Here is a 26940-nt window from a genome sequence, read left to right as displayed (position 1 = left end):
GTATACTACAACGTATCTCGTATGACGTTCTGTGATACGTCGTTTTGTTTATCTTTTTAATAGTTTGGAATAAGCATGAGTCATCTCAACACCACCCGCACCGTTCGAATTGCTACTAGAAAAAGTGCCTTAGCGCTTTGGCAAGCAGAGTATGTGAAGGCAAAATTGTTGGAGCATTACCCATCAATGACCGTTGAGCTTGTGCCCATGAGCACCCAAGGCGATAAAATTCTCGATACGCCGCTGGCCAAAATTGGCGGCAAAGGCCTTTTTATCAAAGAGCTTGAAATTGCCATGCTTGAAGGCCGTGCCGATATTGCTGTGCACTCAATGAAAGACGTACCGGTAGAATTCCCGGAAGGCTTTGGGTTACACGCTATATGTGAGCGTGAGAATCCGTTCGATGCCTTCGTGTCTAACAACCACGACAGCCTAGATGCACTGCCAGAAGGCGCAATAGTGGGTACATCTAGCCTACGCAGACAATGTCAAATTCGCAAATACCGCCCTGATCTAATCATCAAGGACCTTCGCGGTAACGTAAATACCCGTTTAGCTAAGCTTGATGCAGGCGAATACGACGCCATTATTTTAGCCTCTGCAGGGCTTATTCGCCTTAAAATGCAATCGCGTATTCGCATGGCTCTGCCTGCTGACATCTCTCTTCCGGCTGTAGGCCAAGGCGCTGTAGGCATTGAATGTCGCAACGACGATGAAGAACTAATAGCGCTACTTCAAGCATTAAACCACGCAGATACGCACACCCGTGTTACTGCAGAACGCGCCATGAATGAAAGGCTAGAAGGCGGATGCCAAGTCCCTATTGGCAGTTTTGCTACACTGGATAACGATGTGCTAACGCTCACTGGCATGGTAGGAAAGCCCGATGGCTCTGAGCTTCTTTTTGCCTCAGCTACCGCGTCTAGAGAGAAAGCCAAAGACATGGGTATTGAGGTAGCTGAAGCCCTTTTAGAGCAAGGTGCTGGCGAAATTTTGAAAGCACTTTATAGCTAAAATGCACGCTAAACGGGATAGGGATATTTTCTTATCCCGTTTACCTTCCCTTTTTTAAGCAGTATTTCGAAAACTAAAAGGATGAGGCTTCGTATTAATGCTACTGTTCACACGCCCTTTACCAAAATTAAAAGCGAGCGCGTTAGCTTTTGAAAATGCTGGAATTGATGCGGTAGGTGTAGCTACGTCTGATATTGTCCCAGTACTTTCAGAGCAATATGCTGCAGCTGAATTTTTATCTCACAACGCGATAAACGTAATTATTGTTACCAGCGTATATGCTGTAGATACCGTCGTTTCGGGGTTGAAGAAAACAGCGGCAGCCCCTCCCCTTGTTGTTGCAGTGGGCGACGCCACCGCACATAAACTTCGTGCAGGGCTGAGCGAGCTATCATCCGTCAATATTGCCATTCCTAAGGTTCATACATCCGAAGGTATACTGGCAATGCACCAACTTAATGAGGCAAACTGTCAACAAGTCGTTATTATTAAAGGTGAAGGTGGAAGGGACGCTATCGCTAATGGATTAGACGAAAAAGGGATGTCAGTGAACAGCTTTTGCGTTTATAAAAGGGAACCACTTACGCGCCCAATTTACACAAAACGGTGGAAACTGGGCGAAGTTAGCGGCATTATCGCTACAAGCGAAGCAATGGCACTGCAGCTTATAGAACAATTTGGCAACGCGCTTTTAGCTTATCCATGGCTAACAGTAAGCAGCCGCATTGCTAAAACCCTCACCAATAAAGGTATTGAAGAGGTTGCCGTTTGTCAGCGAGCCACCGATCAGGCACTCATCGCCTGGGTAAAGGAAAACTGGGAGTATTGAATGGCCAACAATAATGAAAATAGCCCACACAAAGAGGAACTCGTGAAAGTGGATGCTGAAAAAGAAGTAATAGAGTCTTCTGCCACGCAGAGTGAATCTTCAAAGTCTGGCGCTAAACAAAAAAAATCATCGGGTAATGGTCTACTTTGGTTTGTTGTAATTATCCTGTTTTTACTTGTGCTCGGTATGGCAGGCGCAGGTTATTGGTATTACATGCAGCAGCAATCAGCAAGCCAAGAAACGGTTATTGCACAGCAAAATAACGCATCTCAGTTAAACGCGATTGAGCGCGAGCGCGCAGACATTTTGGCATCAATTGAAAATGTCACGCGAACAAACCAAGCGCTAGAAAGTACAGTTGCGGAACTTAAGTCACAAAACGAACAGCTAGCGCTTCAAGCAGAATCAACCCTGCAGCAGCTTAACAACATGGAAGGCCGACGCCCAGCTGATTGGCTAATTGCTGAAGCTGACTACCTTGTGCGTATGGCAGGAAGAAAGCTATGGCTAGAAAACGACGTTCGCACGGCAATTCTATTGTTAGTTAATGCTGACAAGCGCCTAAAGTCACTGGCTGACCCATCGGTGTTACCGGTTCGCGCTACCCTTGCCGAAGATATTCAAACACTACAGCAGTTAAACCCCGTATCGCAAAGTTCGGTGGCGCTAGCACTTACCGGCATGATGGCGCAAATCGATAAGCTTCCTCTGAATACCTTTGAAAAACCAGAAGATAGCAATGCACAAGACACGACATTGTCGGAATCGGCTGACGATTGGCAAGAAAATCTTGCGAAGGTGTGGCGTTCATTGGTTGACGATTTTCTTACCGTAAAAAGCATTGAAGGCCCGGTAGAGCCAGTGCTTTCGCTAGAAGCGCAGTTCCTAGCAAAAGAGCAGCTTAGATTACAGCTTATGCATGCGCAAACAGCTGCCCTTCAGGGTGATGAAGGCCTGTACAGTCAGTCACTGCAATATGCGCAAACCCTACTTACTGAAAAGTTTGATACCGAAAAAAGCCAAGTTACCGGTTTTATGGATGCGCTACAAAACTTAAGTGCTACCGATATTGCACGCCCTATTCCAACCGAGCTTGCGTCTCAAAAGCCATTGGAGCGTTTACTCGATAGCCGTGTTAAACAGGTATTTGGACAAGGAGCTAGCGCACTATGAAATGGTTAGCTATTGCCCTTGCGGTATTAGCCGCATTCGTTGTTGCGTTAATTGTCGGCCCCATGCTACTTGGCGATAAAGGCTACGTACTAATTTCATTAGGTAGTACCGCCATTGAGATGACGGTGATCAGTTTTTGTATTCTGGTTATTGGTGCCGTTATTGCGTGGTACGTACTATCGCGCTTTGCACTGTGGGCGCTAAGCCTAATTACCGGCTCTCACAAGTGGTTTGGGACCCTTGGCGAACGCAAACGCAAACGTGCATTTTACGACGGTCTTCACGCTATGGCCGCAGGCGACTTTGAGAGTGCTCAAAAGTCTTTGGGTAAAACCACCAACGGTGATTTTGAAGGTGTAAACTACTTAGCATCTGCGCAAATTGCTTTTGCCAATAACGACTTGTCTAAAGCCCGGTACTTCCTGGTTCAAGCCACCGATTTTCCTAATGCTAAAGTCGCCGCTACGGTGATGCATGCGCGTATTGACGTGGCTGAAGAGAAATACGACGCGGCACTGGAAAAGCTTGACGAACTAGACGAAAAAGAGCGCGAGAACAAGCAAGTTGTGCAGTTAAAAGCGCAAATTCTTGCCAAGCTTGGCAAATGGCAAGTGCTTCAGGAAAACTTATCTACGTGGCGCAAAGCACTGCCTAAAGCCGACTACACCGCCTGGAGCCAGCGAATTGCAAAAGGTAAATTTGCTGAAATTGCCAGTAAACAAGGCGCTGTCGAGCTGAAATCCTACTGGGATACACTGCCACGCAAACTGCGTCATGACGATGCCTATCGCGCCGCCTACGTTCAGCAGCTGCTTGATCAAGGTATGCATGCCGACGCACAGCAACACCTTGTCGAGTGGCAAAAGCGCGGGCCTAATAGCGCGTTATTCCCGCTGTTTACACAGCTGAATTTACCTGATGCTTCCCCCTCGCTTCGCTTACTAGAAAGTTGGATTAAGCAAGATGAAGAAAACGTGGCCCTTTACTCAACCCTAGGCCAAGTTGCGTTTAATTCGGGTGACGATGTATTGGCTGAAAAAGCCTTGCTTAAAGCCACTAAAATGAAGTCGCGCAAAGAAGACTTACTGCTTCTTTCAGCGATAAGTGAGCGCCACCAAGATACAGCCACGGCCCTTCAACTTTATAAAGAAGGTCAGCAGCTAGCGGGCTAAGTGAAATTTCATTTAGCCGAGCTGGTAGTACTTGTATTGTTCGTAAAATTGGCGATATAGTAAAAGGGAATTTTGAATTCGCACTTTAATTTACAACCTGCATAGGTGGTTATAAAGTGCGAATAGAAACAAATTACTTGTCGGAGTGCTTCACTGGTAACCCAGTAAGCTGAGACCGCGAAAGTGGGATCCGTAGAACCTGATCAGGCTAATACCTGCGAAGGGAACAAGAAAATACAATGTGCACAGTGCTTTTAATAAGCGTAACGCTGTGATTTGAATGTGTAAGTAACAACGAGTGATGTAAATGGTAAGTGATTAGCGCAGCACAAGGCGCAAACATTTACTTCTTATCTGCGATAAGTTTTCACCACTCAATGTTAATTACCTTCTAGCTAGAATCGCGGTTAAAATCACTCAACCTCACACACTGTATTCTCCTTCACTCCTGACAAGCATTTTTAAACCTAAACGTAAAAGGCCAAAATGCTATGTCGAACAGACGCGAACAGCGCCAACAAGCGCAACAATTCATTAATGAACTAGCGGGCGAAGCCTACCCCAACTCAACACGCCATTATGAAAGTGGAAGTAGAGACGATATCCGTGTGGCCATGCGCCTTATTCACCAGCACGACAGCTTGGTAGGCGGCACAGAAGACAACCCTATCTTAGAACCCAACCCACCCATTCCGGTTTACGACACATCAGGCCCTTACGGCGACCCAAAGGAAAATATTGACGTACACAAAGGTTTATCGCCTTTGCGTAAAACCTGGATTGAAGAGCGCAGCGATACCCGTGAGCTTGATGGCGTTTCATCAAGCTTTGCCAAAGAACGTGAAAACGACATTTTTACCGAAGACTTTCGCTTTATACGCAGTCGCAAACCGCTAAAAGCAAAAGCAGGCAAAAACGTTACACAGCTGCATTACGCCAGACAGGGCGTTATTACCCCTGAAATGGAATACATTGCCATACGCGAAAACATGGGCCGCCAAGCCATTAAAGACGCCGAGCTAACTCAGCAGCACAAAGGCGAGCACTTTGGCGCCAATTTACCCGAGACGATAACCCCTGAATTTGTGCGACAAGAAGTGGCCGCAGGGCGCGCTATTATTCCGTGTAACATTAATCACCCCGAACTCGAGCCAATGATTATTGGCCGTAACTTCTTAGTGAAAATTAACGCCAACATTGGTAATTCTGCAGTAACGTCATCAATTGAAGAAGAGGTAGAAAAGCTGGTGTGGTCTACGCGCTGGGGCGCCGACACCATCATGGATTTATCCACCGGCAGGAATATTCACGAAACCCGCGAGTGGCTGCTGCGAAATAGCCCAGTCCCCCTTGGTACCGTACCTATTTACCAAGCGCTGGAAAAAGTGAATGGCGTAGCCGAAGACTTAACGTGGGAGATGTTTAAAGACACGCTTATCGAACAAGCCGAGCAAGGGGTAGATTACTTCACTATTCACGCAGGCGTACTGCTTGAATATGTACACCTTACCGCAAAACGGGTAACCGGCATTGTATCTCGTGGCGGGTCGATTATGGCGAAGTGGTGTTTAAGTCATCACCAGCAAAGCTTTTTGTACGAGCACTTCAACGATATTTGCGAAATTTGCGCGAAATACGATGTAGCGCTGTCGCTAGGTGATGGCTTGCGCCCGGGCAGCGTAGCAGACGCTAACGACGATGCGCAGTTTTCTGAACTACGTACCCTTGGTGAGCTAACTAAAATTGCCTGGGAATACGATGTTCAGGTAATGATTGAAGGCCCAGGGCATGTGCCAATGCACATGATTAAAGAGAACATGGAAGAGCAGCTTAAGCACTGTCATGAAGCACCGTTTTATACCCTGGGGCCACTAACCACAGATATTGCACCGGGCTACGATCATTTCACATCCGGCATTGGTGCCGCCATGATTGGCTGGTATGGCTGCGCCATGCTTTGCTATGTAACCCCTAAAGAGCACCTTGGTTTACCTAACAAGGAAGACGTTAAACAAGGCTTAATTACCTACAAAATTGCTGCTCACGCCGCTGATTTAGCTAAAGGCCACCCGGGCGCGCAAATTCGCGACAACGCCATGTCGAAAGCGCGCTTTGAGTTTAGATGGGAAGATCAGTTCAATTTAGCGTTAGACCCACATACCGCGCGTGCGTATCACGATGAAACCCTTCCGCAAGCCTCTGGCAAAGTCGCACACTTTTGCTCTATGTGCGGGCCTAAATTCTGCAGCATGAAAATATCTCAGGAAGTACGGGATGTCGCTAAGCAGGCGGAAAACCTAGCTCCCGCCCAAGCCGCAGAAAAAGAAAAGGAAAAAGGCATGAAGGACATGGCGAACGCATTTAATAAATCGGGCGCCGAGCTTTATCATACCGCCGACAGTAAGGTTGAATTGCCATGACAGAGAACGCCTTGCAGCAGCCTGCGGTTAAACAGCCGGTTGTATGGTGTATAGGCGGTATAGATTCTAGTGGCGGCGCGGGTATTACCCGCGATGCCATTACCCTTGCCGACTTAAACGTTCACGCCTGCGTCATTACTACGCAGGCCACTGTGCAGTCGAATTCGATAATGCTAAGCAAAGAAAGTATGACGGCTTCAGCACTGAATCAACAGTGGCAGGTACTTAGCGAGAGCACACCAGCCAGCGCGATAAAAATTGGCGCTATTGCTAACGATGAACAAGCGCTGTTGTTGTGCGCGCGCATTCGCTCAATGGATAAACCTCGGCCATTTGTATTGTGGGACCCGGTAATACGCACATCATCAGGTGGAAAATTAAGCGAACTGTCTGAACCTGTAGTAGAAGAACTTTTAAATACCGTAGATTTAGTCACGCCTAATACCCAAGAGCTTTCGTGGTTAACTCGTCTATCGATAAAAAGCGAAGATAGCTTGCTTACTGCAGCCCACCAACTCATAACCAAGGGCGCGCACGCGATTTACATAAAAGGGGGACACGCCAACTGGCAAGCACACGTATGCGATACCTTCATCAGCCCCACCCAAACCATACAGTTTAGTCAGCCAAGAAAAGAGACCAGCAAGCTTCGCGGTACGGGCTGTATGTTAGCCAGTGCCATAGCGGCTTTTGTGGTAAACGACTACTGCATTGAAGATGCCCTTACCCTTGCCAACGCTTATGTTAGCCAGGTTAGGCATGCTTCTTGTGCGAACACAGCGTATACTCTTACATCACAAACAAGCAGCCCTGCCTTTGGGCACTGTATAGGTTTCCCCAATAACCCATTGTGCTTTCCTTCGGTAAAATTTTATCAACGGGAACACGCGCCCTCGCAGCCGTCATTGCTAAGCGCCAAACAGGTGTCACACGTTCAAAGCCAAGCTATAGAACGCCCCTTTCCCGCCCTTACGCAAACCGACTTGGGCTTATACCCTGTTGTTGATAGCGTTGACTGGATAGCACGCTTATTACCTACCGGGGTTAACATCATTCAGCTTCGCGTAAAGCACGGAACGCAGGAAGAGATTCGCCAACAGATAAAAGAAGCCATAGCACTTACGAAAAACACACACTGCCAACTGTTCATTAACGACTACTGGGAGTTAGCTATTGCGCTAGGTGCGTACGGCGTTCACTTAGGGCAAGAAGATATCGACACCGCAAATTTAGAGGCCATTCGACAGGCAGGTTTACGGCTTGGTATTTCTACCCACGGCTTTGCTGAAATACAGCGCGTACGTGCTTTGCACCCTTCGTACATAGCCCTAGGGCACATATTTCCTACGAATACCAAAGACATGCCATCTAAGCCTCAAGGGGTTGAGAGGCTGCGTAAATACGTAGCCCTATGCGAAGGAATTCCTACGGTCGCGATAGGCGGTATCAATTTAGCGCGCATTGCCGATGTAGCAAAAACCGGGGTTAATAGTATTGCCGTCGTCAGTGCAATTACCCAAGCTGATGAACCGTTAAATGCGTTTTGCAAACTATCGAAGGAGGCGGGTTTTGCATAGCCATTCATTTACCCAGCCCCTAGACAAACAAGATATCCAGCGATACAGCAGACAACTTATGCTTGAGAGCGTGGAAGAAGACGGCCAAGCTAAGCTTGCAAACTCACACGCCGTAGTAGTTGGCCTTGGTGGGTTGGGCAGTTTAGTCGCCCGGTATTTGGTGGGTGCCGGTGTGGGAAGCATCACTTTGGTTGACGGTGACACGGTAGACATCAGCAATTTGCAGCGCCAGGTAACCTACAACGAGATGCACCTTGGAGAGCTTAAAGCCAAATCACTGTATAACGAGCTCCGCAAAGTTAACCCCAAGCTTAATATCAGATATAAAAGCCTTTATGTTGATAGTAACAACTTACCAACGCTGATTTCCTCAGCCGATTGCGTGCTTGACTGCACTGACAAAATTGACACGCGAAAATTGATTAATGCGGCTACGTACCGCGCCTCTACACCGCTATTTATTGCGGCAGCGAGCGGACTAAGCTGGCAAGCATTAAACCTACCGCAAAACTCAACAAGCTGTGGCTGTTACGCCTGTCTTGTTGAATACATCAATGTGCGCGAAGACTGCTTAAGCAAAGGCGTACTTGGCCCTGTGGTTGGCATGGCGGCTTGCCATCAGGCAACGCAAGCATTGCTGTTTTTAGCCAAAGGGTTCAGTGCCAATATCAAATGGGGCCATTACCTAACTGGGAACGCCGACCTTGGTTCCCTTAAAAGCTTTACGCTGCCCTCTTCTTCTACTTGCGAGGTATGTCATGACCCAAATTAAAGTGAATGTGAACAATCAACCCATGAACGTGATATCGCCCATCTCGTTAAACGAACTGGTTGCGCTTAAGCAGATCAACGTAGACGGGACTGCCATCGCTAAGAATGCGGCCATTGTGAGCAAACGAGACTGGTCGACAACGTATCTTAACGATAACGACACCGTTGATATCTTTACCCTAGTTGCAGGAGGCTAATATGCTAACGCTTGCAAACCATACTTTTTCATCACGCCTTTTAACCGGCACAGGAAAATTCAGTAACGCTACCACTATGAAAAGTGCTGTGAGCGCTGCTCAAAGCAACATTGTGACCCTGGCCATGAAGCGCGTAGCGAGTAATAACGCACAAGACGAAACGTTAAAGGCACTACGCGAACTAGGGGTTACCTTACTTCCTAACACATCGGGGGCTAAAAATGCCCAAGAAGCCGTATTTGCAGCCGAGCTTTCTTATGAAGCACTGGGTAGCCAATGGGTAAAGCTAGAAATTCACCCCGACCAGCGTTACCTACTGCCCGACCCCATTGAAACCCTTCGGGCCGCCGAGACCTTAGTAAAAAAGGGGTTCAACGTACTGCCATACTGCGGCGCAGACCCTGTACTTTGTAAACGCTTAGAAGACGTAGGCTGTGCAGCCGTTATGCCATTGGGTGCGCCCATTGGAAGCAATCAAGGGCTGCAAACTGCTCCTTTTTTGAAGATCATTGTTGAGCAAGCGTCGATACCGGTAATTGTTGATGCAGGCATTGGCAAGCCCAGCGAGGCTATGGCTGTCATGGAAATGGGCGTAGACGCTGTGCTGGTCAATACGGCTATCGCCACCGCTAGAAACCCTGTGGCTATGGCTAAAGCCTTTGCCAGCGCCGTTGAAACAGGCCGTTGCGCTTTTGAGGCGGGTTTGGGCGCAACCAGTAACGTGGCGCTGGCCTCTAGCCCGCTTACCGCCTTTTTGGAGCCAACAGTATGAAGGTAGCACAAGCGCTAATGCAGCAAGACTTAGCTCATCTAGCTATGTTGATTAACAGTAAAACCGCGAGTGATGTAGAGCGAGCTTTAAATGCCAGCACACTTTCAATAGATGATTTTATGGCGCTTATCTCCCCTGCTGGTGCACCCTATTTGGAGGCGATGGCAACTCGTGCTCAGGCACTCACCCGCCATCGTTTCGGCAATACCATGCAGCTATTCGTGCCTTTGTATCTGTCGAACCTGTGTGCCAACGAATGTACCTATTGCGGCTTTACCATGAGCAACAAAATAAAGCGCAAAACCCTATCTATAAGTGAAGTGCTTACCGAGATTGAAGCTATTAAAGATATGGGCTTTTCTCAGGTGTTGCTGGTAACTGGCGAACACGAAACCAAAGTAGGTATGGACTATTTTGAGCAAACCCTTAGCGCTATACGAGACAAAGTTAGCTACCTCATGATGGAAGTGCAGCCGCTAAAGCGTGAGCAATATGAAACGCTAAAGCAGAAGGGGTTAGATGCCGTTTTAGTGTACCAAGAAACCTATTCGCCCCAGCAGTACGCAACCTATCATACGCGAGGGAAAAAACAGGATTTTTTATGGCGTTTGGAAACCAGCGACCGGTTAGGCCAAGCCGGTGTTGATAAAATAGGCATAGGTGCGCTACTTGGTTTAGGTGACTGGCGAGTTGATAGTGCTATGACCGCCCTTCACGGTAAGTTGATTCAGCAGCATTATTGGCAAAGCCGCGTATCTATCGCCTTTCCTAGACTTCGCAGCTGTGAAGGTAACAACACTGGCGGGAATGCACTTACCAACAGCAAGCTGCCAAATGAGCGGGACTTGCTACAACTAATTTGTGCCCACCGCCTGTTTAACCCACAAGCCGAACTATCAATGTCTACCCGTGAATCGGCCGCGTTTAGAGATGGCGTAATGCCGCTGGGTATAACATCTATGAGTGCCGCGTCACAAACGCAGCCAGGCGGCTACAGCGAACCCTCACAGGCATTAAATCAGTTTGATATTGATGACAATCGTTCGGTGCCAGAAGTGGTAAACGCGATTTCGGCGAGAGGATTAGAGCCCGTTTGGAAAGATTGGATGCCCTTTAGGCTCTCGCCGACATAGCTTCGGCAAAAATTTTTTCTAAAGGTGACAAGTCAAAGTGGACTCCAGCAATGTTAGCTTCTATCCAAGCATTCTGAGAAATCTTAGGCCAGTTAATGTCATAGCCCAGAACAAATAGTAATTCTTCAAAATAGAATCGCTGTACTCTACCATTACCCTCTCTAAAAGGATGAATAATATTTATCTCGCATATTTTCGCTTTAAATCGACAATAGTCTTGCGCTCATTGGTTTTCTTTAACTCCAAACCTTCGTAACTGAGACTTACCTCGTAGTTTTGAATATTAGGAGCAAACCTCTCTTTCCTGTGGTTACTATTTTTTGAAACAGTATGCGACATATACACCTCCCATAACGAATAACTCTACCTCGTTATAGTATAAATAGCTATTTTTGATCTTGATACCAAGCGTTTGGTTTGAGCGAAAACATTAGTTTTTTTAAGGCAAAATAAATAAAAAATTTGTTTTGCTTTCACGTAAAACCCTCCGTAGAATCCGCCCAAATTTTAGCCAGACTCTTTTCCTATGCGTCTGGCTTTTTTGTCTTATTTATCTCATATTAAAGTTATCAAAACTTAAGGGCAGTGCGTTGGATACCGTTGAATTTATTCAAATTCGTAAATTTATAGTGAAGCTAGGAAAAATGCTGCACAAGTACGGTACGCCTGCGTTCCGTCTTGAAGCTTACCTCGGTGAAGTCGCCAAATATCTGGGCGTACACGCTTCATTTATTTCGACGCCCACGTCACTAACTTTTGTTATCTGGAGCGACCGTCACGAAGACGAATACAACCATGCTGCGCGATTACAGCCTGGCGACCTAGACATGAATGCACTGTCGCTAACCGATGAATTAGCCAGCGAGTTGCTATCGGGAAACCTGTCGCTAACTGAAGCCGATAAGCGCCTAAATGAAATAGATGCCATGGGTAGCCCTTACGGTAAGTTATCTACCGGAACGGCGTTTGCCATGGCAACAGGTGCATTCGCTATGCTAATGGGTGCAAGCTGGAGTGAAATAGGTTGGTCTGCAGCACTGGGGATAGTGGCGTACTTATGGACCTTATGGGCACAGCAATCTAAACGGGTAAACCTGATGTTAGAGCCGGTCACCGCGTTCGTAGGCGGCATTCTAACTTGCGCAATCAGCCGATATATAGACCCGGGTATGAACATTCCCCTAGTTGTACTTTCGTCGGTGATTGTATTTGTGCCAGGCCTTGCCCTGACTATGGGATTAGCGGAACTATCTTCGCGCAATATGGTGTCGGGCACCGCTCGTACCATGGACGCCATTATGCAGTTATTCAAACTGTATTTTGGTGCATTTTTAGGTGTATCGGTAGGCTTTAGCGTGTTTGGTGAAAACGTGTATACCCCAGCAGAGTCACTACCTTACTGGGCGACTTGGCTTGCTGTATTCCTATTGTGTATTGCGCTAGTTGCAATATTTAGAACCCGCCTTAAGCACATACCTTGGGCATTGGCAGCGGCGTTTATCGCATACAGCGCAACGGCGTGGAGTTCAGATTACATGAGCCCGGGGCTAGGCGCTTTCGTAGGTGCATTTGCGTTGGGTATTTTTGCTAATGCGTTTACCCGCATTGCCAATCAGCCCGCTACTATTGTGGCGATGCACGGGCTAATTGTATTAGTGCCGGGGTCGAAAACCTACATTGGCTTAAACTCGTTTATGACGGGCCAAGACTTTGTAAAAGCCGATCATTTAGGCCAAGAAGTGTTTCTTATCTTCATGTCGTTAGTGGCAGGGCTGATATTTGCCAACGTTGTTATGCCTACGAAAAAGGCGCTATAAGAAACATTATTATTTAAGCAGCTTGATCAGCGCCCGTCCTAAACGGGCGTTAAGTGCGCCAGCGGCAATGGCTTCAGCCGAATTTTCCATAAATTTCGCCGACAAGCTGCCACCAATTTGATTAGCTACTTCGTCGGTTGCTAAATCGAATACCCCCTGCGCAGCAATGTTTTGCGCCAACACTTTTAGCAACTTCCAGTTCCCCGCGGTACTTGGTCTTAGCCCATACACGCGAGCCATGCGGCGAATAGTGCGAAAGCTAATCCACACCACTGCAAAGGTTTGAATAAGGTTATTGGGGCTAATGAACGCTAAACTCCCCGCCGTTACCGACTCTTTATTTAGCACCTTGTAGGCCTTTTCCTGCACCGGTTTTAGCACAGTATCTTCATAAAGACCTAATCGCTCTGGCCCGGTCATATCGTCTTGAAGCTGCTGTTGATAACGGTCAAAACAATGCGCCGCGTAAGACCCTTGGGAAAAGCGCTTTCCGTGCTGGTTCAACACGCGATCTATTTTCTCTGGCGAGGGCTGGTTTTCCGCTGAGGGCTGATTACCCGCTGAAGGCTGATTACCCGCTGAAGGCTCTCTACCCGCTGAGGGCTCTACGCCCTTATTAGCCAACAAATTTCGGATAACGCTAGCGTCTTTCATTGCCGTGTTAACTTGCTTATAGCCACGCCATTCTTTAAAACTTAAAAAGCTAAAGCAGCTAACAAAACCTATCAGCAGCGCACCTAATACACCGGTTCCAATGGGATGTTCAGAAACATTTGCAACAAGGGTGGTATAAGCTTCAAAAACAAAGAAACCCAATAATGAAATTACACCGAAACCCAAGGTCGCTGCACCTAACGAAATGCCGCCTTTTTTAGCCTCGACTTCCCATACATCCTCAGTAACCTGCTGCGGTAGCTTGGTTTCAGGCTGTGCAATATCTAAGGTTTGTGTTTTAACTTTGGTTTTATACTGCGGTTTGTTTACCGTACTACTATTTTGTTCACCCGGAGACGCTGTTTGAGATTTCGTATTTGCTTCATCTTGCTGGTCGCTATTCGCGCCATAAAGCGCTTCGCTTCTGATATTGGGCGAGTTGCTAATATTAGACGATCGAGTCGGCTCTGGGCTTTCGTCAAATTTATAAGGTTTATCGCTCACTCTTGCTCTCCTTTGCCCAGTAAAAACTGAAGCAATCTGTCTACGCCTTTGCCGGCCAAAATACGTGCTTTGTAATCGCTTGGCACACTTACATCTGGTACAGGGAAATGGCTGCCCTCTTCCATCTCTTTCAATGTGCTAGGAATGGGCTCGAACGTAGATTCAACATAGCGACCATCGGTGTCTTTATAGCGAATAGCATCTTCATTACTGCCATCGTCGGTCACTTGCATGCTCGACACTAAAAAATGTTCAAACTGGATAGGTTTACCATCGAACCGTGCTCTGGCCCCTTCGGTAATTTGCATTAACAAACTCAGTAAATTGCCCCGCTGGCTAACCGGGATAAGATCGGATTTGGTGGCCACAAACGCCACTTTACCTATTTGCTCTTTCTTTAACACATTACGTGAAAACCACGTGCTTTGCCCGTACACGAACGTATCGGCCAAATGGCTTAGGGTTTCCTTTAACTGATACAAATGCTGCCTGCTGTGGTTAAGCCCTTCAAACAAATCTACCAGAATAATTTGTTTATCCGTTTCTTTAAAAATGGACTGTTTTAACGGCGTTAACCATCCATTTTGAAACTTAGCAAAGTGCTTATCGAATATGTTGAACCACGGGTGCGACACGTCGCTGGTAATGCTGGACGGCAGTGGTGTAAACCCAAATGCCTGCCAATCAAAGTCGCTAGATTCCAACAAAAAACTGCCCGGCTGAAGTAAAGATATGCCGTTCGCTTTGGCGTCTACTAAATAATCGCGGTAAGCGTTAACCAGTAGCTGTATGCGCTGCTCCGTTGGCTCCTGCTCGAAATCGAATTGATTAACGAACGCTTTCCATTGATTAGCAAAATACTGCTGCGGCCCGCTACTAAGCTGTGCCCATGCAGAATCTGACCAGTGCGCATAGGTTTTACTTAACATAGGAATGTCGGTTACCCACTCGCCGGGGTAATCGATAAATTCAAATACTACGTCGCTGTGCGGCAATACATGGCGCTTTAGTGAGGCTGTTTCTTTTAAGCGCACCACTAGTTTAAAGCCAAATGCTTCTTCAGTAGCCTTCGGCCACTGCCCGTTCTCCAGGTCTTCAATATTCTGTATATGAGGAAAAGGTTTATAGCCATCAATAGGCTCTATATGCATATCAAGCACTTGGGAGGGCGGTAAATAACGCAACAAGGGCAAACACGCATAGCCCTCTTCACTACGGCTTTTAAGCATGGTAATAAGGCTGGTAAACAGCATAGATTTACCGCTTCGACTAAGCCCCGTTATGGTGAAACGGTGCGTCTCTTTGTTAAACGCACTACTTAGTTTGTCGCCAGTTAGCGACGCTATTTCCCGAGTCTTGTCAAAAAACGTAGCGATATTTTTCTGCATTATTTGTTTGTATTCTGCCTTTGCAGCTTTAGTTCCTTTGCCATTCACCTAACGAAAAGGGTACGCCTTCGCATAATCGTGAATATAGGGTTAAGTATAGATATAAAAGAGTAATGTGGTTGCTAGGTAATAAAAGCAAGGGCAGTGCCAGCTAAGTGGGCTTCACACGATAAAAAACGTCTACCGTTTTTAGTGTTCATTGGTCTGGTTAAACAGCTTCTTCTTTATACGATTTTTGCTGGAATGCCAGTGGTTCTTTGGCTTTCGAGGGGCATTATCCATTACATGCTCAAAATCAATATCGGCGCGTTTAGTGGGCGGTACGTGAGCACAAAAGAATGTATCAATTTGTGACTGCGCCAGTTTATGTAAACTTTCTCGGTATTGATTAGGGTGGCATAAAGGGTATGGCGGTACCAACTTGCCTTTCACTTTAACTAGCACATCGGCAATGTAAGCCTGCTGCGTAGGCGCATGCATTAGCGTTAAATCGTGATCGGTATGCCCAGGGGTATAGATAACCTGCCAGTCAGGGAAACCGGGTAATGTTTGGTTATCTTTAAGCGTGATATCTGGCGTAAGAATTGGGTTATACCAAATGGGTAAACGGGGCTTTCCTATACGGCTTGCCACCCACCACGTGAGCAGCAAATCGATACCGTGGGCCGTACGACCAGCAAGCCCTTTATACCAGTTAATCGCTTTGGGGTGACATGCCACCTGCGCCCCTGTGCGCACGCGAAGTTTGATGGCCCCACCGGCGTGATCAGGATGCATATGTGTAACCACAATCAGCTTTAAATCAGCCAGCGGGCGACCCAAGGTTTGTGTTATGTAATTACACACGGTGTCTACGTCAGCACGACTACACCCGTCCAGCAAAAGCAGACCTTTGCTATCTTCAGCTAGGTAGATATGTTGAATGTACCCTTTTAGCGTGTGAATCTTCATAACAACTTCCTTTTCACCCATTCTTTCACGGTGGTATACGCCGCTCTACGTCAGCACAACCGCGACGGTCGTAAACTCTACCAAAGACTATCTGGTAAGACCAGATTCAGCAAACAAGTGTAGCATTAAATCCCTCAACCACATTAGCCCTGGTTCGCCTTCTTGTTGACTATGCCAGTAAAGGTGGGTTTCCAATTCAGGTAGCTGATACGGCAGTTTGGTGCTAATCAAATTGTCGTCATTCACGGCATCGGCCACCGAACCCGGCAAGGTGAGTAACGCATCAGTATTAGCCACCACATCTGCCGCAGCACGATAGTTTTGGCAGCGCCACAAAGAAGGGCGGCTTACGCCTAACTGTTGCAGCGCAATTTCTTCCACCGACGCCCCTTTAGCCCGGTTAGACACCGTAATATGCCGCGCCGCTACATATCTTTTCTTATCTAAACTCTGTGCCAATGGGTTTTGCTTATTCATAAGCACTTTGTAGGTATCGCGACGTAAAAGCGAATGGGAAATAGGTGCAGCAACGGCGCGGCCAATATCAATGACCAAATGAAGGTTTCGGTTGGTTAAATCAGCTAGTATAGTGTCACGATGTAAGCGAGTGCTTACTATTTCAATATTAGGCGCTTGCTTCTCAAGGGTTGAAAGCAGTGCAGGTAAAACACCTAACTCTAACGACTCTTGCATGGCAATAACGAACCGCTGATGGCTGTGTAACGGGTCGAAATCAACAAATTCCCCTAATGCTTTTCGAATATCGTTCAAGGCTTTCAGGATTGCGGGGGCTAAACGTTCGCAGGCAGCGGTAGGCAACATACTTTGTTTTTCTTTTACAAAAAGCGGGTCGCCTAAAATATCCCGAAACCGACGCATAGCATGACTGACTGCCGACGGCGTAATGTGCAGCGCCTCGGCCACACGAGTCATGTTTCTGTGCTGCCAGAGTGCTTCAAACACCTTAAGCAGGTTTAGGTCTAGCTTTTCAAATTGTCTGTGCTCTAACACCCACAACACCATGAATAAAATTCACACCATTTAGAGATTATATTTCATTTCATTCACTAAACAACTTTCACTAGTATGAACTTAATAAATTATATAACAGGTGCCCTATGGATTTTTCACATAACGACAAAACAAAAGCCTTGCTAGAAAAGCTGGATAACTTTATTGCTGAGCATATAGCGCCAATCGAAAATGAAGTTTACGACTTTCACCACAAAGAAAATAACCACGGCGATTGGAAAAGCTGGAAGCTGCACCCTGGTACAGAAGCCCTTAAAGCCAAAGCACGTGAAGCGGGCTTAGCGAACTTATTCTTACCCGATGCAGAACTAGGCCAGGGCCTTACCACGCTTGAATATGCGCCAATGGCTGAGCGCATGGGTAAATACCTTTTTGCCCCTGAAATATTCAACTGTAATGCGCCTGACACCGGCAACATGGAAGTGCTTTATCACTTCGGCAACGATGCACAAAAAGAACAGTGGCTAAAACCCCTGCTGGCTGGCGAGATTCGTTCAGTGTTTGGCATGACCGAACCTGACGTTGCATCGTCCGACGCCACTAACATGGCCGCAACCATCATTGAAGACGGCGACGACGTAGTTATTAACGGTAAGAAATGGTGGTCGACAGGCTTAGGCCACCCTAACGCAGCATTCACGATATTCATGGGTTTATCGAACCCCGACAACGACAAGCACAGCCGCCACAGTATGGTGATAGTGCCGCTAGATACACCAGGAATTAACATCAAGCGTATGCTAGATGCCTACGGTGATTACGATGCGCCATACGGCCACGGCGAAATGCACTTTGATAATGTTCGGGTAAGTAAAGACAACATCATAATGGGTTTAGGTAAAGGGTTTACGATAGCACAAGGTCGCTTAGGCCCGGGCCGCATTCACCACTGCATGCGCGCTATCGGCATGGCCGAAAAAGCGTTAGAGCTTGCGCTTAAACGCGGTCACGAACGGGTTGCCTTTGGTAAGCCTATCATCCGTTTAGGCGGCAACCTAGAGCGTGTTGCTGATGCTCGCATGGCAATAGAACAAGCGCGTTTGCTTACCCTTCACGCGGCGTGGAAAATAGATAACCTTGGCGTTAAACACGCTATGACAGAGATCTCAGCCATTAAAGTAGTTGTGCCAAATATGCTACAAAGCGTAGTGGATATGGCACTACAAATTCACGGTGGCGCGGGCATGTGTAGCGACTTCCCGCTCGCCCGTTTTGCGGCTGGCGCAAGAGCCCTTCGCTTGGCTGACGGCCCTGACGAAGTGCACAAAGGCATGGTATCTCGCCTAGAACTCAAAAAATATCAGTAGTAAAACTAATACGAAAAATGCGGCTTAATGCCGCATTTTTTGTTGGTTTTACTTCATTTCGAAAAGAATTAGTTCTCTTCTTCGCGCTGCTTAATACGCTGATGCAGCGCGTCTAGCTTACTGAAGCTGTCGAACAGTTCTGGGTGTGTGGCAATGAGCGCGGCAACATGCTCAAAAGCTTCTTCTCGCGTGTCATTAGTAAGAAAGCGAATATCGTCGTCGCTAGGTAAGCGATTAAAGTCGATACCTGGGCCGGTAGAGGAGGCTTGAATCTTCATGGCACGAAAATCTTTCACATAGCGGGGTTCGCAGCTTTTACGGGCAATTTTACTACCAATGGGTTTCTGGTATTTACAGATAACATCGAACTTCGCGACGTCATTGATACTGTTGTACAGTTCTAAGAACTCGAAGCGCTGGTTATCGAATGCTTTCTTTAATTGCGGCGTGGTCTTTTGACCAAATACTTCAATGGTTTCAACGCGTTCTTTGTCGTTTTGCGCCGCTACTTGAAAGCTTGCCGCTAGCACTAGCGAAAGCCCAGCAGTTTTTATGGCGTGAAATCCGTGTTTACGTCTGTTCATCATAGTCAACATCCTCGTTGTTTCTTTTGTATACTATTCAAACTAGCACCTGAACAAATTTCAGTCAAAAAAAGGTAATGAACTTGCAATTATGGCCGAGGTTATTCGATTAAGTTTTTTCCCCTTAGGGAAATTACCTTGATCCACTGTGTTTCTCCTTCAAGACGTGTTGTTTTTTTAAGTGTTTAATTATTTTTATTATTGGCGTGATTAATATTTATTGGCGGCCGGCAATTAAAATGAACGAGACAGCCAAACCAATAAACACTAGATAATTAGAATGATTAATCTAAAAAATATATCTGAAGGAGATAATCATCACTCATAAGGCTTAATTTATATTAGCCTTTAGGATAAGAGAGCTTTAGAATTTCAGGAGGGATAGCGTAAACGCTGCACAAAGGCTTGCGCAGCGTATAAGGAGGTCAATTAAAAGGTATAAGAGGCACTTAACTGTGCATTAATGCCAGCGCCGTAGTAACCCACGGTATGTAGGCTGTTAATATACTTCTTATCGAAAATATTATTGATGTTCATGCGAACCGTAAGGTCGTCGGTAAACGCGCGAGACGCATACACGTTACCCAAGAAATACGCCCCTTGTTTAACGTTATAATCCACATTGCTTATCTCAGACTGCCAGCGGCCGCCAAAGCCCACTTCCACCTCTGGCGCTTGCGGTATTGTGTACCCTAGCTGAAAGGTAACCACATCGCGTGGCGCCCACAGGTTAGCATCATTGCCTTGCTCGTCTTCTACATCAATATTGGTGTAAGACGCATTAACACGCAGCGCGTCAGTTACCTGCCCCGCCACTTCAATTTCAAAACCATCAGACTCTACCGACACACCTTCATAGTAATACTGCAGCGTATCTGGGTTGGTGCCTGCGTAAGCGGCTAGGTTGTCTTGCTCTGCCGTGAAGTAAGCAAACGTGGTGAGTAACCTATTGTCGAACCACTGGGCTTTCACGCCCGCCTCAAAGTTTTGACCTTTAGTTGGGTCTAGGTACTGACCGTTAATATCATACTGTTCTTGCGGCTGGTACACGTCTGAATAGCTTACGTACGCGTTAACATCTTCAGTTACCGCATAAGTCGCGCCCACATAAGGGCTGGCTTCGCTTTCTGAGTTATCGATAACAGCTCCGGCGTTTTGCCCCTTACGCTCAAAGTCGATGGCATTAAAACCGGCAATAACGTGCATGTCATCGGTAACGCTAAAACGGGCAGAACCAAAGTAACGGGTTAGGGTTTGTTCAATGTTTGAATACTCGGAAACGTCTAACCAGTCAGGTTCGGCTATGGCATCTAACGCATAAGGGAACGCTGGCGTGGGGCCATATGCAGGTGTGGTTGCATAATCAAACGCGTGAACAAAAGACACATCATCGCTGGTGGCGTGGCTTACACCAAAGTTCACTTCGTGGTTGCGACCAAATAGTTCAAAATCGCCAAATACACGGCCTTCTACTAGGTGAGAATCGCGCTCTGAATCGTAGCGACCTGGCCAGCCAACAAGGCCTAGGCCGGTGTCTTTATCAATAGCGCCATAGGCGTAAAACAGCTTGCTCTGATCTTCAAAATCGCGGTAGTTATAGCTAAGCAGTAGCTGCCAGTCGTTGTCGAACACATAGTCTAGTTCAACAAACGCATTAGTCGTTTCGGTATCCCACTTTGTCCACTCTTGTGTGGTAGTGTCGTTAATGTCCCACTCGGCTTGCGTGCCGTCGGTGTAGTTAAACACTAGCCCGCCCCAGGTGTTGCCGTCGGTATTGGCATCTTGATACGACAGCCCAAACGTTACCGTGGCGTTATCGGTTAGCTGGCCGTCAATAACACCATAAACAAAGCTGCGGTCGTTCTCTAGGCCATCAAGGTGCGACTCTTTATCTTCAACACTACCTACTACGCGAGCTGCCCAGCTGCCGTCTTCGGTAAGCAGCATAGAATAGTCGCCCTGCACGCGCTTAAAGTTATAAGAGCCAATACTTGCACCAATTTCACCGCCTTCTTCATTGGTGGGGCGCTTGCGCACATAGTTAATGGTACCCGACGCATTACCTACCCCGGTTAGCAGGCCGTTGGCACCACGAATCACTTCAATTTCTTCGTAGCCATACGCTTCTACCGAACCGGTAACAATACCCCAGTCGTTCGGCAGGCCCACACCGTCTATCTGGGTATTCTTAATTTCAAAACCACGGGCCGTGTAGTTGGTACGGTTGGTTTCCCACTCTTCTACGTTAATACCCGGCGCTAGCTTTAGCGCATCGTTAATATTAAACGCACCAAACGACTGCATTAAGTCTTCAGAAAGAATACTTATAGACTGCGGCGTTTCGCTGACTTCCATGGTTAAGCCCGTAGCACCGCGGCTTACGCGGTTTTGACGAACGCCAACAATACGAATTTTTTCTACGTCGGCTTCTTTAACGTCGTCAGTATTTGTTTGGGGTGTTTGCGCTTGTACTGACAGCGCAAGGGCAAGTGGCGTTAGTGCAAATAGGCTAGATAGTTTCATGGTTTTCTCTGTTTTTAACTTTTTCGTTAAGCGTGTTGGGTTATTTTTCGCACGCAGTATAAATTAAAGAAAACCAAATTTAAATGATAATTATTGCTATTTACATTACCGTGTTCGACTTGCTAACGCTACGCCATGCTGCCAATGGTGCTTTTAAAACGCTTTAAAGCGATAAAGTAAAAAATGCACCCAATAGCAAATAGCGCAATAAGTTGAGGGTACACCACACTTAGCTCGGCACCGCGATACAGTACCCCTTGCGATACCATCACAAAGTGCGTGTTTGGCATAAGTAGCATGGTGTTTTGGATAAACTCGGGCATGCTTTCTCTTGGTGTTACCCCACCAGATAGCAACTGTAGGGGCAGTAAAACTAAAATAAGTAACAATCCGAACTGTGGCATAGATCGCGCAATGGTAGCCATGAAAATCCCCATACTCGAAACGGCGAATAATTGTAGAGCAACAGCCACCATGAAAAGCCATATTTCGCCGTTAATGGGGACGGCGAGTACCCACTGAATAATAAAATAAACAGAAAACAAAGTAGTAACCCAAACCACTACTCCCGAGGCTAATATTTTAGACAGCATAATTTCACTGTCTGAAACTGGCATAGCCAGCAGGTGCTCTATAGTGCCACGCTCTTTTTCTCTAATAAGCGCAGCCCCAGACAGAATTATGGCGATCATTGTTACCGCATTAATGAGCTCCATCACAGAGCCAAACCAAAAACCTTCTAGCGCTGGATTAAATCGGGCTCGCATGATCAACTCGACAGGGTAATCAATGTCGGATTTATAACCCTGTAAATAAGTGTTTACTTCACTGGTGATTATTTCTGTGATGTAACCATTACCAGTAAACGCCTGGCTAATACGTGTTGCATCAACATTGACCTGAACATCGGGCTGTAGCCCAGCCATAATATCTTTTTCAAATTCAGGGGGAATGGTCACAACAAAGGTATACTTGCCCGTGTCTAAATACGTGTCGGCCTCATTACTTTCAATAATATCTGGCGCTAAAAAATAAGGAGGATAAAAGGCATCTATTACCCGCTTAGACATCTGCGAATTGTCGTAATCGACAAAGGCAATGGGCGCGTTGTGCAAAGATTCAGGCACCGCAGTGGCCGCCGTGTAGATGTTTACCGTAAACACATACACAATAAGAATAAGCATGGCTGGGTCGCGCCATAAGCTCCAAAGTTCTTTTACACCTAGCTGGCCTACATTTTTAATATCCACGGTTCATCGCTCCTGTTTGCGTAACAAAACAGTGGCAAGCCACAGTGTAATTGGTATAGAAATAGCTATGGCAAACACGGCAAAGTCAAGGGTTCCAAAACCTAACCCTTTGCTAAATATTCCCCTGCTAGCAGTTAAAAAATAACTAATAGGGTGAAGCTCTCCTATTACGCGCCCTGCCCCTTCTAAGGCAGAAACCGGCGTTATCATGCCCGCAAACTGAACGGCAGGTACCATAGTGCCAATAGTGGTAAGCAAAATAGCGGCAATTTGACTGTTAGTAAAAACCGAAGCCAACAAACCAAAGCTAGTGGAAAAAGTAACAAATAACAGCGTTATAAGGCATAGCACTATCACATCCCCTTTCAGTGGAATGTCGAAAAGCCACACCGCCATAGCAACCAACAGCAAGAAGCTAACAAATGAGGTAGCGATATAAGGAAGTTGCTTACCCAACAAAAACTCTATGCGTGTAACTGGTGTAACATATAAGTTGATTATCGAACCCAGCTCTTTTTCGCGCACCACCGCCAACGACGTTAAAAGCGCAGGTATCATCAACAACAGCATGGGCATTACCGCAGGTACAATGGCCACTAAGCTGCGAACATCTGGGTTATACAAATAGCGTGATTCCACATTAATACTGCTAGTCGACTGCACTTGGCTAGCTTGTGAGGCTTGCTGCAAAAGCCATTTCAGGTGAATACCTGTTACATAACCCTGTATAGTTTCGGCCCTTGAGGGCATAGACCCATCAATCCATGCCCCTATTTCCACTTGTTCGCCTTTATGCAGTTTTTGGCTAAATTCGGGGGGAATTTCCACAGCCAATGAAAGCTCTCCGCTTTTCATTCTCCTGTCCATATCGGCATAGCTGGTAATGACTGGCTGTTCATTGAAATAGCGCGAGCTGATAAAGCACTGCGATAGTTAAGACTAGTGGAAGTTTGATCGCGATCGAATACCGCATAGCTTAAGTCATCAACGTCCATAGTAATGCCATAGCCAATAACTACCATTAACACCATGCTGCCTAAGAACGACATGGTTAAGCGAATGGGGTCGCGGATAAGCTCAAGGGTTTCACGCGAGGCATAGCTTAACAATCGCCGTAAGCCTTTTGCACGTTTATTCGGTGGCGTGGCTTTATCTGCGCTAACACCTTCTGGTGCACTTTGCTCAGTGTTTTGTGTTTGGTTCTCAGGTGTTTGCGCTTCAACTAAATAATCGATAAACGCTTGCTCTAACGTATCGGCAGATTTAGACGCTTTTATGGCTTGCGGTGTATCGGTTACCAGCACTTCGCCTGCATGCATTAGGGAAATTCTATCGCAGCGTACTGCCTCGTTCATAAAGTGTGTAGAAATAAAAATGGTTACGCCGTCTTTTCGCGCCAGAGAAATAAGCAACTGCCAAAAGTTATCTCGGGCAACTGGATCGACGCCAGAAGTGGGTTCATCGAGTATTAACACTTCAGGTCTATGCACCATGGCCACGGCCAAAGACAGACGCTGGCGAATACCTAAAGGAAGGTCGTTAGGCAAGCTGTGCTGGTGATGACTTAATGCAAAGCGGTTAAGCATTTCGTCAACGCGCGAATTTAATACGTTGCTTGCTACTTTGAAGAGCTTGGCATGAAGCGTAAGGTTTTGCCGAACGGTTAATTCGGTATACAAAGAAAAGCTTTGCGACATATAACCTACGCGGTAGCGGGTGTTAATATCGTTAGCAACAAGAGGGCTGCCCAGCAACCACGCCTCGCCAGAGGTTTGCGGCAGCAGGCCAGTAAGCATTTTCATGGTGGTAGACTTACCACAGCCATTCGACCCTAAAAACCCGAAAATCTCTCCTTTACCAATCGTGAAGCTAACGTTATTAACTGCCGTAAAATCGCCAAACTTCATAGTAAGGTTTTTAGCTTCAATCGCGGTTTGCATATGCTCACTAGCCTTATAAGGCTGCACAACTACGCTGCGATGTTCATGCTTTGCGTCTGCCGGCAAAAGCGCAATAAATGCCGCTTCTAAATTGCTGGTTTGTGTTTCACTAAGCAGTGACTTCGGTGAGCCGCTCGCCAGTATCTCACCTGCATTTAACGCTATTAGATGATCGAACTGTTGGGCTTCATCCATATAGGCAGTCGCTACCAATACGGTAATATTTGGCTGGGTTTTGCGAATGTCTTTAATAAGCGACCAAAATTGACTTCGGGCAAGGGGGTCTACCCCTGTAGTGGGTTCGTCTAGAATAAGCAGGCGGGGATCGTGTATTAAGGCACAGCATAACCCCAGTTTTTGCTTCATACCACCCGACAACTTGCCGGCTGGGCGCGATAAAAATGGATAAAGTCCGGTTCGTTTGGTAAGGATATCTATTCGTGCACGACGCTGAGCACGATTGTGCCCAAAAAGTTTGGCAAAAAACTGTAAGTTTTCTTCTACAGACAGCGTGGGATATAAGTTTTTGCCTAAACCTTGTGGCATGTATGCAATATCAGAACATATCGCGGCGCGGTGTTTTTCATCACGCATATCGCCACCAAGAACCTGCAACTGCCCCTTTTGCATAACTCGCTCACCAGCAATAAGCGACAGCAACGTAGATTTGCCCACGCCATCAGGGCCAATTACGCCTACCGTTAGGCCCGCGGGAATAGAAAGCGCAAGATTGTGAATAGCTGTGGTGCTTTTGTAGCGAACCGTTAGCGAATTGCATTCAATAATGTTGCCCATTAGTCGACAAGCTCAGGTAGGTCGCTAGGCCATTCAGCGGTATCGTTTAGCTTTACCCATACTTCACCCGGCAACCCTGTTTTCACTTTTTCAATGTGCTGCTTTAATAAGTTTTCAGGAATTTGCGCTTTAACCCTAAACATAAGTTTTTCTCGCTCACTTTGGGTTTCAACCGACTTAGGAGTAAATTGCGCTACGTCGGCAACGTAAGAAATGGTGGCCGGAATAGCGATGTCGGGCGCGGCATCTAGCACAATAAGTGCTTCACCGCCCATAGTAAGCTTGCCCACCTGCGAAGCAGGCAAAAAGAATGTCATGTATACGTTTGTTAGGTCGACCAAACTAAGTACACGCCCACCTGCACTAACAACTTCGCCAGGCTCCACTACGCGGTATTGAATACGCCCATTACGTGGTGCTTTTAACACCATATCGTTAATTTCAGATTGGATTTGCGCAATAGTGGCATTGGCAGCGCTGACCGCTGCTTGTGCCGAGTAGTATTGCGCGCGCGAAGCTTCAATGGTGGCGTCAGCCGCTGTCAAACGAGCCTTAGCTGCATTTACCGCCGCCTTTGCGCTTTCAACATTGGTAAGGTTATCTTCTGCCAATTGTTTAGACACAGCGCCTGTTTTTGCCAATTCATTAGTACGGGCAGCATGAGCTTCAGCTGCTTTTAGCTCGGCTTTAGTTTGCAGCAGCGCGGCTTCAAGCGCTGACTTTTCACTTTGGCGCTGTGCAACAGCCATATTTGCAGCTTCTACCGCACTTTTGGCTTGCTGGTGCTGTGCCTTGGCCTGCTGAAGCTGGCTATTAATGGTGGTGGTATCAAGTTTGGCGACCACATCGCCCGCCGTTACTCTGTCTCCTTCGCTGACATAAATTTCTTCTACACGCCCTGCTACTTTTGCAGAAATGCCAATTTCAGTAGCTTCAATGCGGCCATTCCCTGACACCACATCGACATTTTCAGGGCCACTGAAAACAGTACTAAAAACCACAATTAAAAACACAACGAACATAATGGATAGAATAAACGGCGTTTTTTTCACAGTGACGCTCCCTGTGGTTTATCAATAAAGGTGAAAAGTGGCGAAAGCGCCAAGGTTAATAGCTAATGTATACTGGGTGGTGTAC

21 protein-coding genes, 1 pseudogene and 1 riboswitch are annotated in these 26940 nt (G+C 46.8%); of the genes and pseudogenes, 12 read left to right on the top strand and 10 right to left on the bottom strand.

Annotated features, from left to right (window positions below; translation table 11 throughout):
- The first annotated feature begins 75 nt into the window (after window positions 1–75).
- The 10 genes from hemC (at window position 76) to thiH (ending at window position 11058) form a co-directional block, all read left to right on the top strand.
- Complete coding sequence (gene hemC / locus MADE_RS00730; protein ID WP_012516671.1) at window positions 76–1014, top strand: hydroxymethylbilane synthase; 939 nt, start codon at window positions 76–78, stop codon at window positions 1012–1014.
- A 97-nt stretch (window positions 1015–1111) separates the two neighbouring features.
- Window positions 1112–1843, top strand: a complete 732-nt coding sequence (locus tag MADE_RS00725; RefSeq protein ID WP_012516670.1) for a uroporphyrinogen-III synthase — start codon at window positions 1112–1114, stop codon at window positions 1841–1843.
- Window positions 1844–3016: a uroporphyrinogen-III C-methyltransferase gene (locus MADE_RS00720; protein WP_012516669.1), complete on the top strand. Its 1173-nt coding sequence runs from the start codon at window positions 1844–1846 to the stop codon at window positions 3014–3016. It abuts the gene before it with no gap.
- Complete coding sequence (locus MADE_RS00715; protein WP_012516668.1) at window positions 3013–4188, top strand: heme biosynthesis HemY N-terminal domain-containing protein; 1176 nt, start codon at window positions 3013–3015, stop codon at window positions 4186–4188. The genes MADE_RS00720 and MADE_RS00715 overlap by 4 nt, the downstream gene beginning before the upstream one ends.
- Before the next feature lie 131 nt (window positions 4189–4319).
- A riboswitch (TPP riboswitch) is annotated at window positions 4320–4431 on the top strand.
- 248 nt (window positions 4432–4679) lie between these two features.
- Window positions 4680–6608, top strand: coding sequence for a phosphomethylpyrimidine synthase ThiC (thiC, locus tag MADE_RS00710; RefSeq protein ID WP_012516667.1), 1929 nt, complete (start codon window positions 4680–4682; stop codon window positions 6606–6608).
- Window positions 6605–8185, top strand: coding sequence for a thiamine phosphate synthase (thiE, locus tag MADE_RS00705; protein WP_012516666.1), 1581 nt, complete (start codon window positions 6605–6607; stop codon window positions 8183–8185). The genes thiC and thiE overlap by 4 nt, the downstream gene beginning before the upstream one ends.
- Entirely contained in the window at window positions 8178–8957 is a 780-nt protein-coding gene (locus MADE_RS00700; protein WP_012516665.1) for a HesA/MoeB/ThiF family protein, read from the top strand. Before thiE ends, MADE_RS00700 begins: the two co-directional genes overlap by 8 nt.
- A complete protein-coding gene (gene thiS, locus MADE_RS00695; protein WP_012516664.1) occupies window positions 8944–9153 on the top strand; it encodes a sulfur carrier protein ThiS in 210 nt (69 codons plus the stop codon). Before MADE_RS00700 ends, thiS begins: the two co-directional genes overlap by 14 nt.
- Window position 9154: 1 nt before the next feature.
- On the top strand, window positions 9155–9925 hold the full coding sequence (locus tag MADE_RS00690; protein WP_012516663.1) for a thiazole synthase: 771 nt from the start codon (window positions 9155–9157) through the stop codon (window positions 9923–9925).
- Window positions 9922–11058, top strand: coding sequence for a 2-iminoacetate synthase ThiH (thiH, locus tag MADE_RS00685; RefSeq protein ID WP_012516662.1), 1137 nt, complete (start codon window positions 9922–9924; stop codon window positions 11056–11058). Before MADE_RS00690 ends, thiH begins: the two co-directional genes overlap by 4 nt.
- Here the strand turns inward: thiH and MADE_RS20075 are convergent.
- Window positions 11039–11233 (bottom strand): hypothetical protein, encoded by a 195-nt coding sequence (locus MADE_RS20075; RefSeq protein WP_232362933.1) that lies wholly within the window; start codon window positions 11231–11233, stop codon window positions 11039–11041. The two genes, thiH and MADE_RS20075, sit on opposite strands and share 20 nt — an antisense overlap.
- Window positions 11234–11648: 415 nt before the next feature.
- Here MADE_RS20075 and MADE_RS00680 point away from each other — a divergent pair, with 415 nt between their 5' ends.
- Window positions 11649–12875, top strand: coding sequence for a threonine/serine exporter family protein (locus tag MADE_RS00680; RefSeq protein WP_012516660.1), 1227 nt, complete (start codon window positions 11649–11651; stop codon window positions 12873–12875).
- A 9-nt stretch (window positions 12876–12884) separates the two neighbouring features.
- On the opposite strand, the gene MADE_RS00675 is transcribed toward MADE_RS00680, so the two are convergent.
- The 4 genes from MADE_RS00675 to MADE_RS00660 all read right to left on the bottom strand — a co-directional run bounded on the left by MADE_RS00675 (window position 12885) and on the right by MADE_RS00660 (window position 17395).
- Window positions 12885–14033, bottom strand: a complete 1149-nt coding sequence (locus MADE_RS00675) for a YcjF family protein (RefSeq protein WP_012516659.1) — start codon at window positions 14031–14033, stop codon at window positions 12885–12887.
- Entirely contained in the window at window positions 14030–15421 is a 1392-nt protein-coding gene (locus tag MADE_RS00670) for a YcjX family protein (protein WP_041912792.1), read from the bottom strand. The genes MADE_RS00675 and MADE_RS00670 overlap by 4 nt, the downstream gene beginning before the upstream one ends.
- A gap of 189 nt (window positions 15422–15610) precedes the next feature.
- Window positions 15611–16372, bottom strand: coding sequence for an MBL fold metallo-hydrolase (locus tag MADE_RS00665; protein WP_012516657.1), 762 nt, complete (start codon window positions 16370–16372; stop codon window positions 15611–15613).
- Between the two features lie 87 nt (window positions 16373–16459).
- A complete protein-coding gene (locus MADE_RS00660) occupies window positions 16460–17395 on the bottom strand; it encodes a LysR family transcriptional regulator (RefSeq protein ID WP_012516656.1) in 936 nt (311 codons plus the stop codon).
- 95 nt (window positions 17396–17490) lie between these two features.
- Here MADE_RS00660 and MADE_RS00655 point away from each other — a divergent pair, with 95 nt between their 5' ends.
- A complete protein-coding gene (locus tag MADE_RS00655) occupies window positions 17491–18711 on the top strand; it encodes an acyl-CoA dehydrogenase family protein (RefSeq protein ID WP_012516655.1) in 1221 nt (406 codons plus the stop codon).
- 68 nt (window positions 18712–18779) lie between these two features.
- On the opposite strand, the gene MADE_RS00650 is transcribed toward MADE_RS00655, so the two are convergent.
- From MADE_RS00650 to MADE_RS00630, 5 genes and pseudogenes are all read right to left on the bottom strand, one after another.
- A complete protein-coding gene (locus MADE_RS00650; RefSeq protein WP_012516654.1) occupies window positions 18780–19298 on the bottom strand; it encodes a hypothetical protein in 519 nt (172 codons plus the stop codon).
- 426 nt (window positions 19299–19724) lie between these two features.
- Complete coding sequence (locus MADE_RS00645; protein WP_012516653.1) at window positions 19725–21818, bottom strand: TonB-dependent siderophore receptor; 2094 nt, start codon at window positions 21816–21818, stop codon at window positions 19725–19727.
- 128 nt (window positions 21819–21946) lie between these two features.
- Window positions 21947–23068 (bottom strand): ABC transporter permease, encoded by a 1122-nt coding sequence (locus MADE_RS00640; RefSeq protein ID WP_012516652.1) that lies wholly within the window; start codon window positions 23066–23068, stop codon window positions 21947–21949.
- Between the two features lie 3 nt (window positions 23069–23071).
- Window positions 23072–25803, bottom strand: a pseudogene (rbbA, locus tag MADE_RS00635) (ribosome-associated ATPase/putative transporter RbbA).
- Window positions 25803–26855: an HlyD family secretion protein gene (locus tag MADE_RS00630; RefSeq protein WP_012516649.1), complete on the bottom strand. Its 1053-nt coding sequence runs from the start codon at window positions 26853–26855 to the stop codon at window positions 25803–25805. Before MADE_RS00630 ends, rbbA begins: the two are co-directional and overlap by 1 nt.
- Window positions 26856–26940: the final 85 nt, after the last annotated feature.

The organism is Alteromonas mediterranea DE (assembly GCF_000020585.3).
Lineage (GTDB): Bacteria > Pseudomonadota > Gammaproteobacteria > Enterobacterales > Alteromonadaceae > Alteromonas > Alteromonas mediterranea.
The sequence above is the reverse complement of the archived record's forward strand: the minus strand, read 5'-3'. Positions and strand labels throughout refer to the sequence as shown.

Coding starts and splice junctions, on each gene's coding strand:
- hemC (WP_012516671.1), top strand. CDS start 76: ATGAGTCATCTCAACACCACCCGCACCGTTCGAATTGCTACTAGAAAA.
- MADE_RS00725 (WP_012516670.1), top strand. CDS start 1,112: ATGCTACTGTTCACACGCCCTTTACCAAAATTAAAAGCGAGCGCGTTA.
- MADE_RS00720 (WP_012516669.1), top strand. CDS start 1,844: ATGGCCAACAATAATGAAAATAGCCCACACAAAGAGGAACTCGTGAAA.
- MADE_RS00715 (WP_012516668.1), top strand. CDS start 3,013: ATGAAATGGTTAGCTATTGCCCTTGCGGTATTAGCCGCATTCGTTGTT.
- thiC (WP_012516667.1), top strand. CDS start 4,680: ATGTCGAACAGACGCGAACAGCGCCAACAAGCGCAACAATTCATTAAT.
- thiE (WP_012516666.1), top strand. CDS start 6,605: ATGACAGAGAACGCCTTGCAGCAGCCTGCGGTTAAACAGCCGGTTGTA.
- thiS (WP_012516664.1), top strand. CDS start 8,944: ATGACCCAAATTAAAGTGAATGTGAACAATCAACCCATGAACGTGATA.
- MADE_RS00690 (WP_012516663.1), top strand. CDS start 9,155: ATGCTAACGCTTGCAAACCATACTTTTTCATCACGCCTTTTAACCGGC.
- thiH (WP_012516662.1), top strand. CDS start 9,922: ATGAAGGTAGCACAAGCGCTAATGCAGCAAGACTTAGCTCATCTAGCT.
- MADE_RS00670 (WP_041912792.1), bottom strand. CDS start 15,421: ATGCAGAAAAATATCGCTACGTTTTTTGACAAGACTCGGGAAATAGCG.
- MADE_RS00665 (WP_012516657.1), bottom strand. CDS start 16,372: ATGAAGATTCACACGCTAAAAGGGTACATTCAACATATCTACCTAGCT.
- MADE_RS00660 (WP_012516656.1), bottom strand. CDS start 17,395: ATGGTGTTGTGGGTGTTAGAGCACAGACAATTTGAAAAGCTAGACCTA.
- MADE_RS00655 (WP_012516655.1), top strand. CDS start 17,491: ATGGATTTTTCACATAACGACAAAACAAAAGCCTTGCTAGAAAAGCTG.
- MADE_RS00650 (WP_012516654.1), bottom strand. CDS start 19,298: ATGATGAACAGACGTAAACACGGATTTCACGCCATAAAAACTGCTGGG.
- MADE_RS00645 (WP_012516653.1), bottom strand. CDS start 21,818: ATGAAACTATCTAGCCTATTTGCACTAACGCCACTTGCCCTTGCGCTG.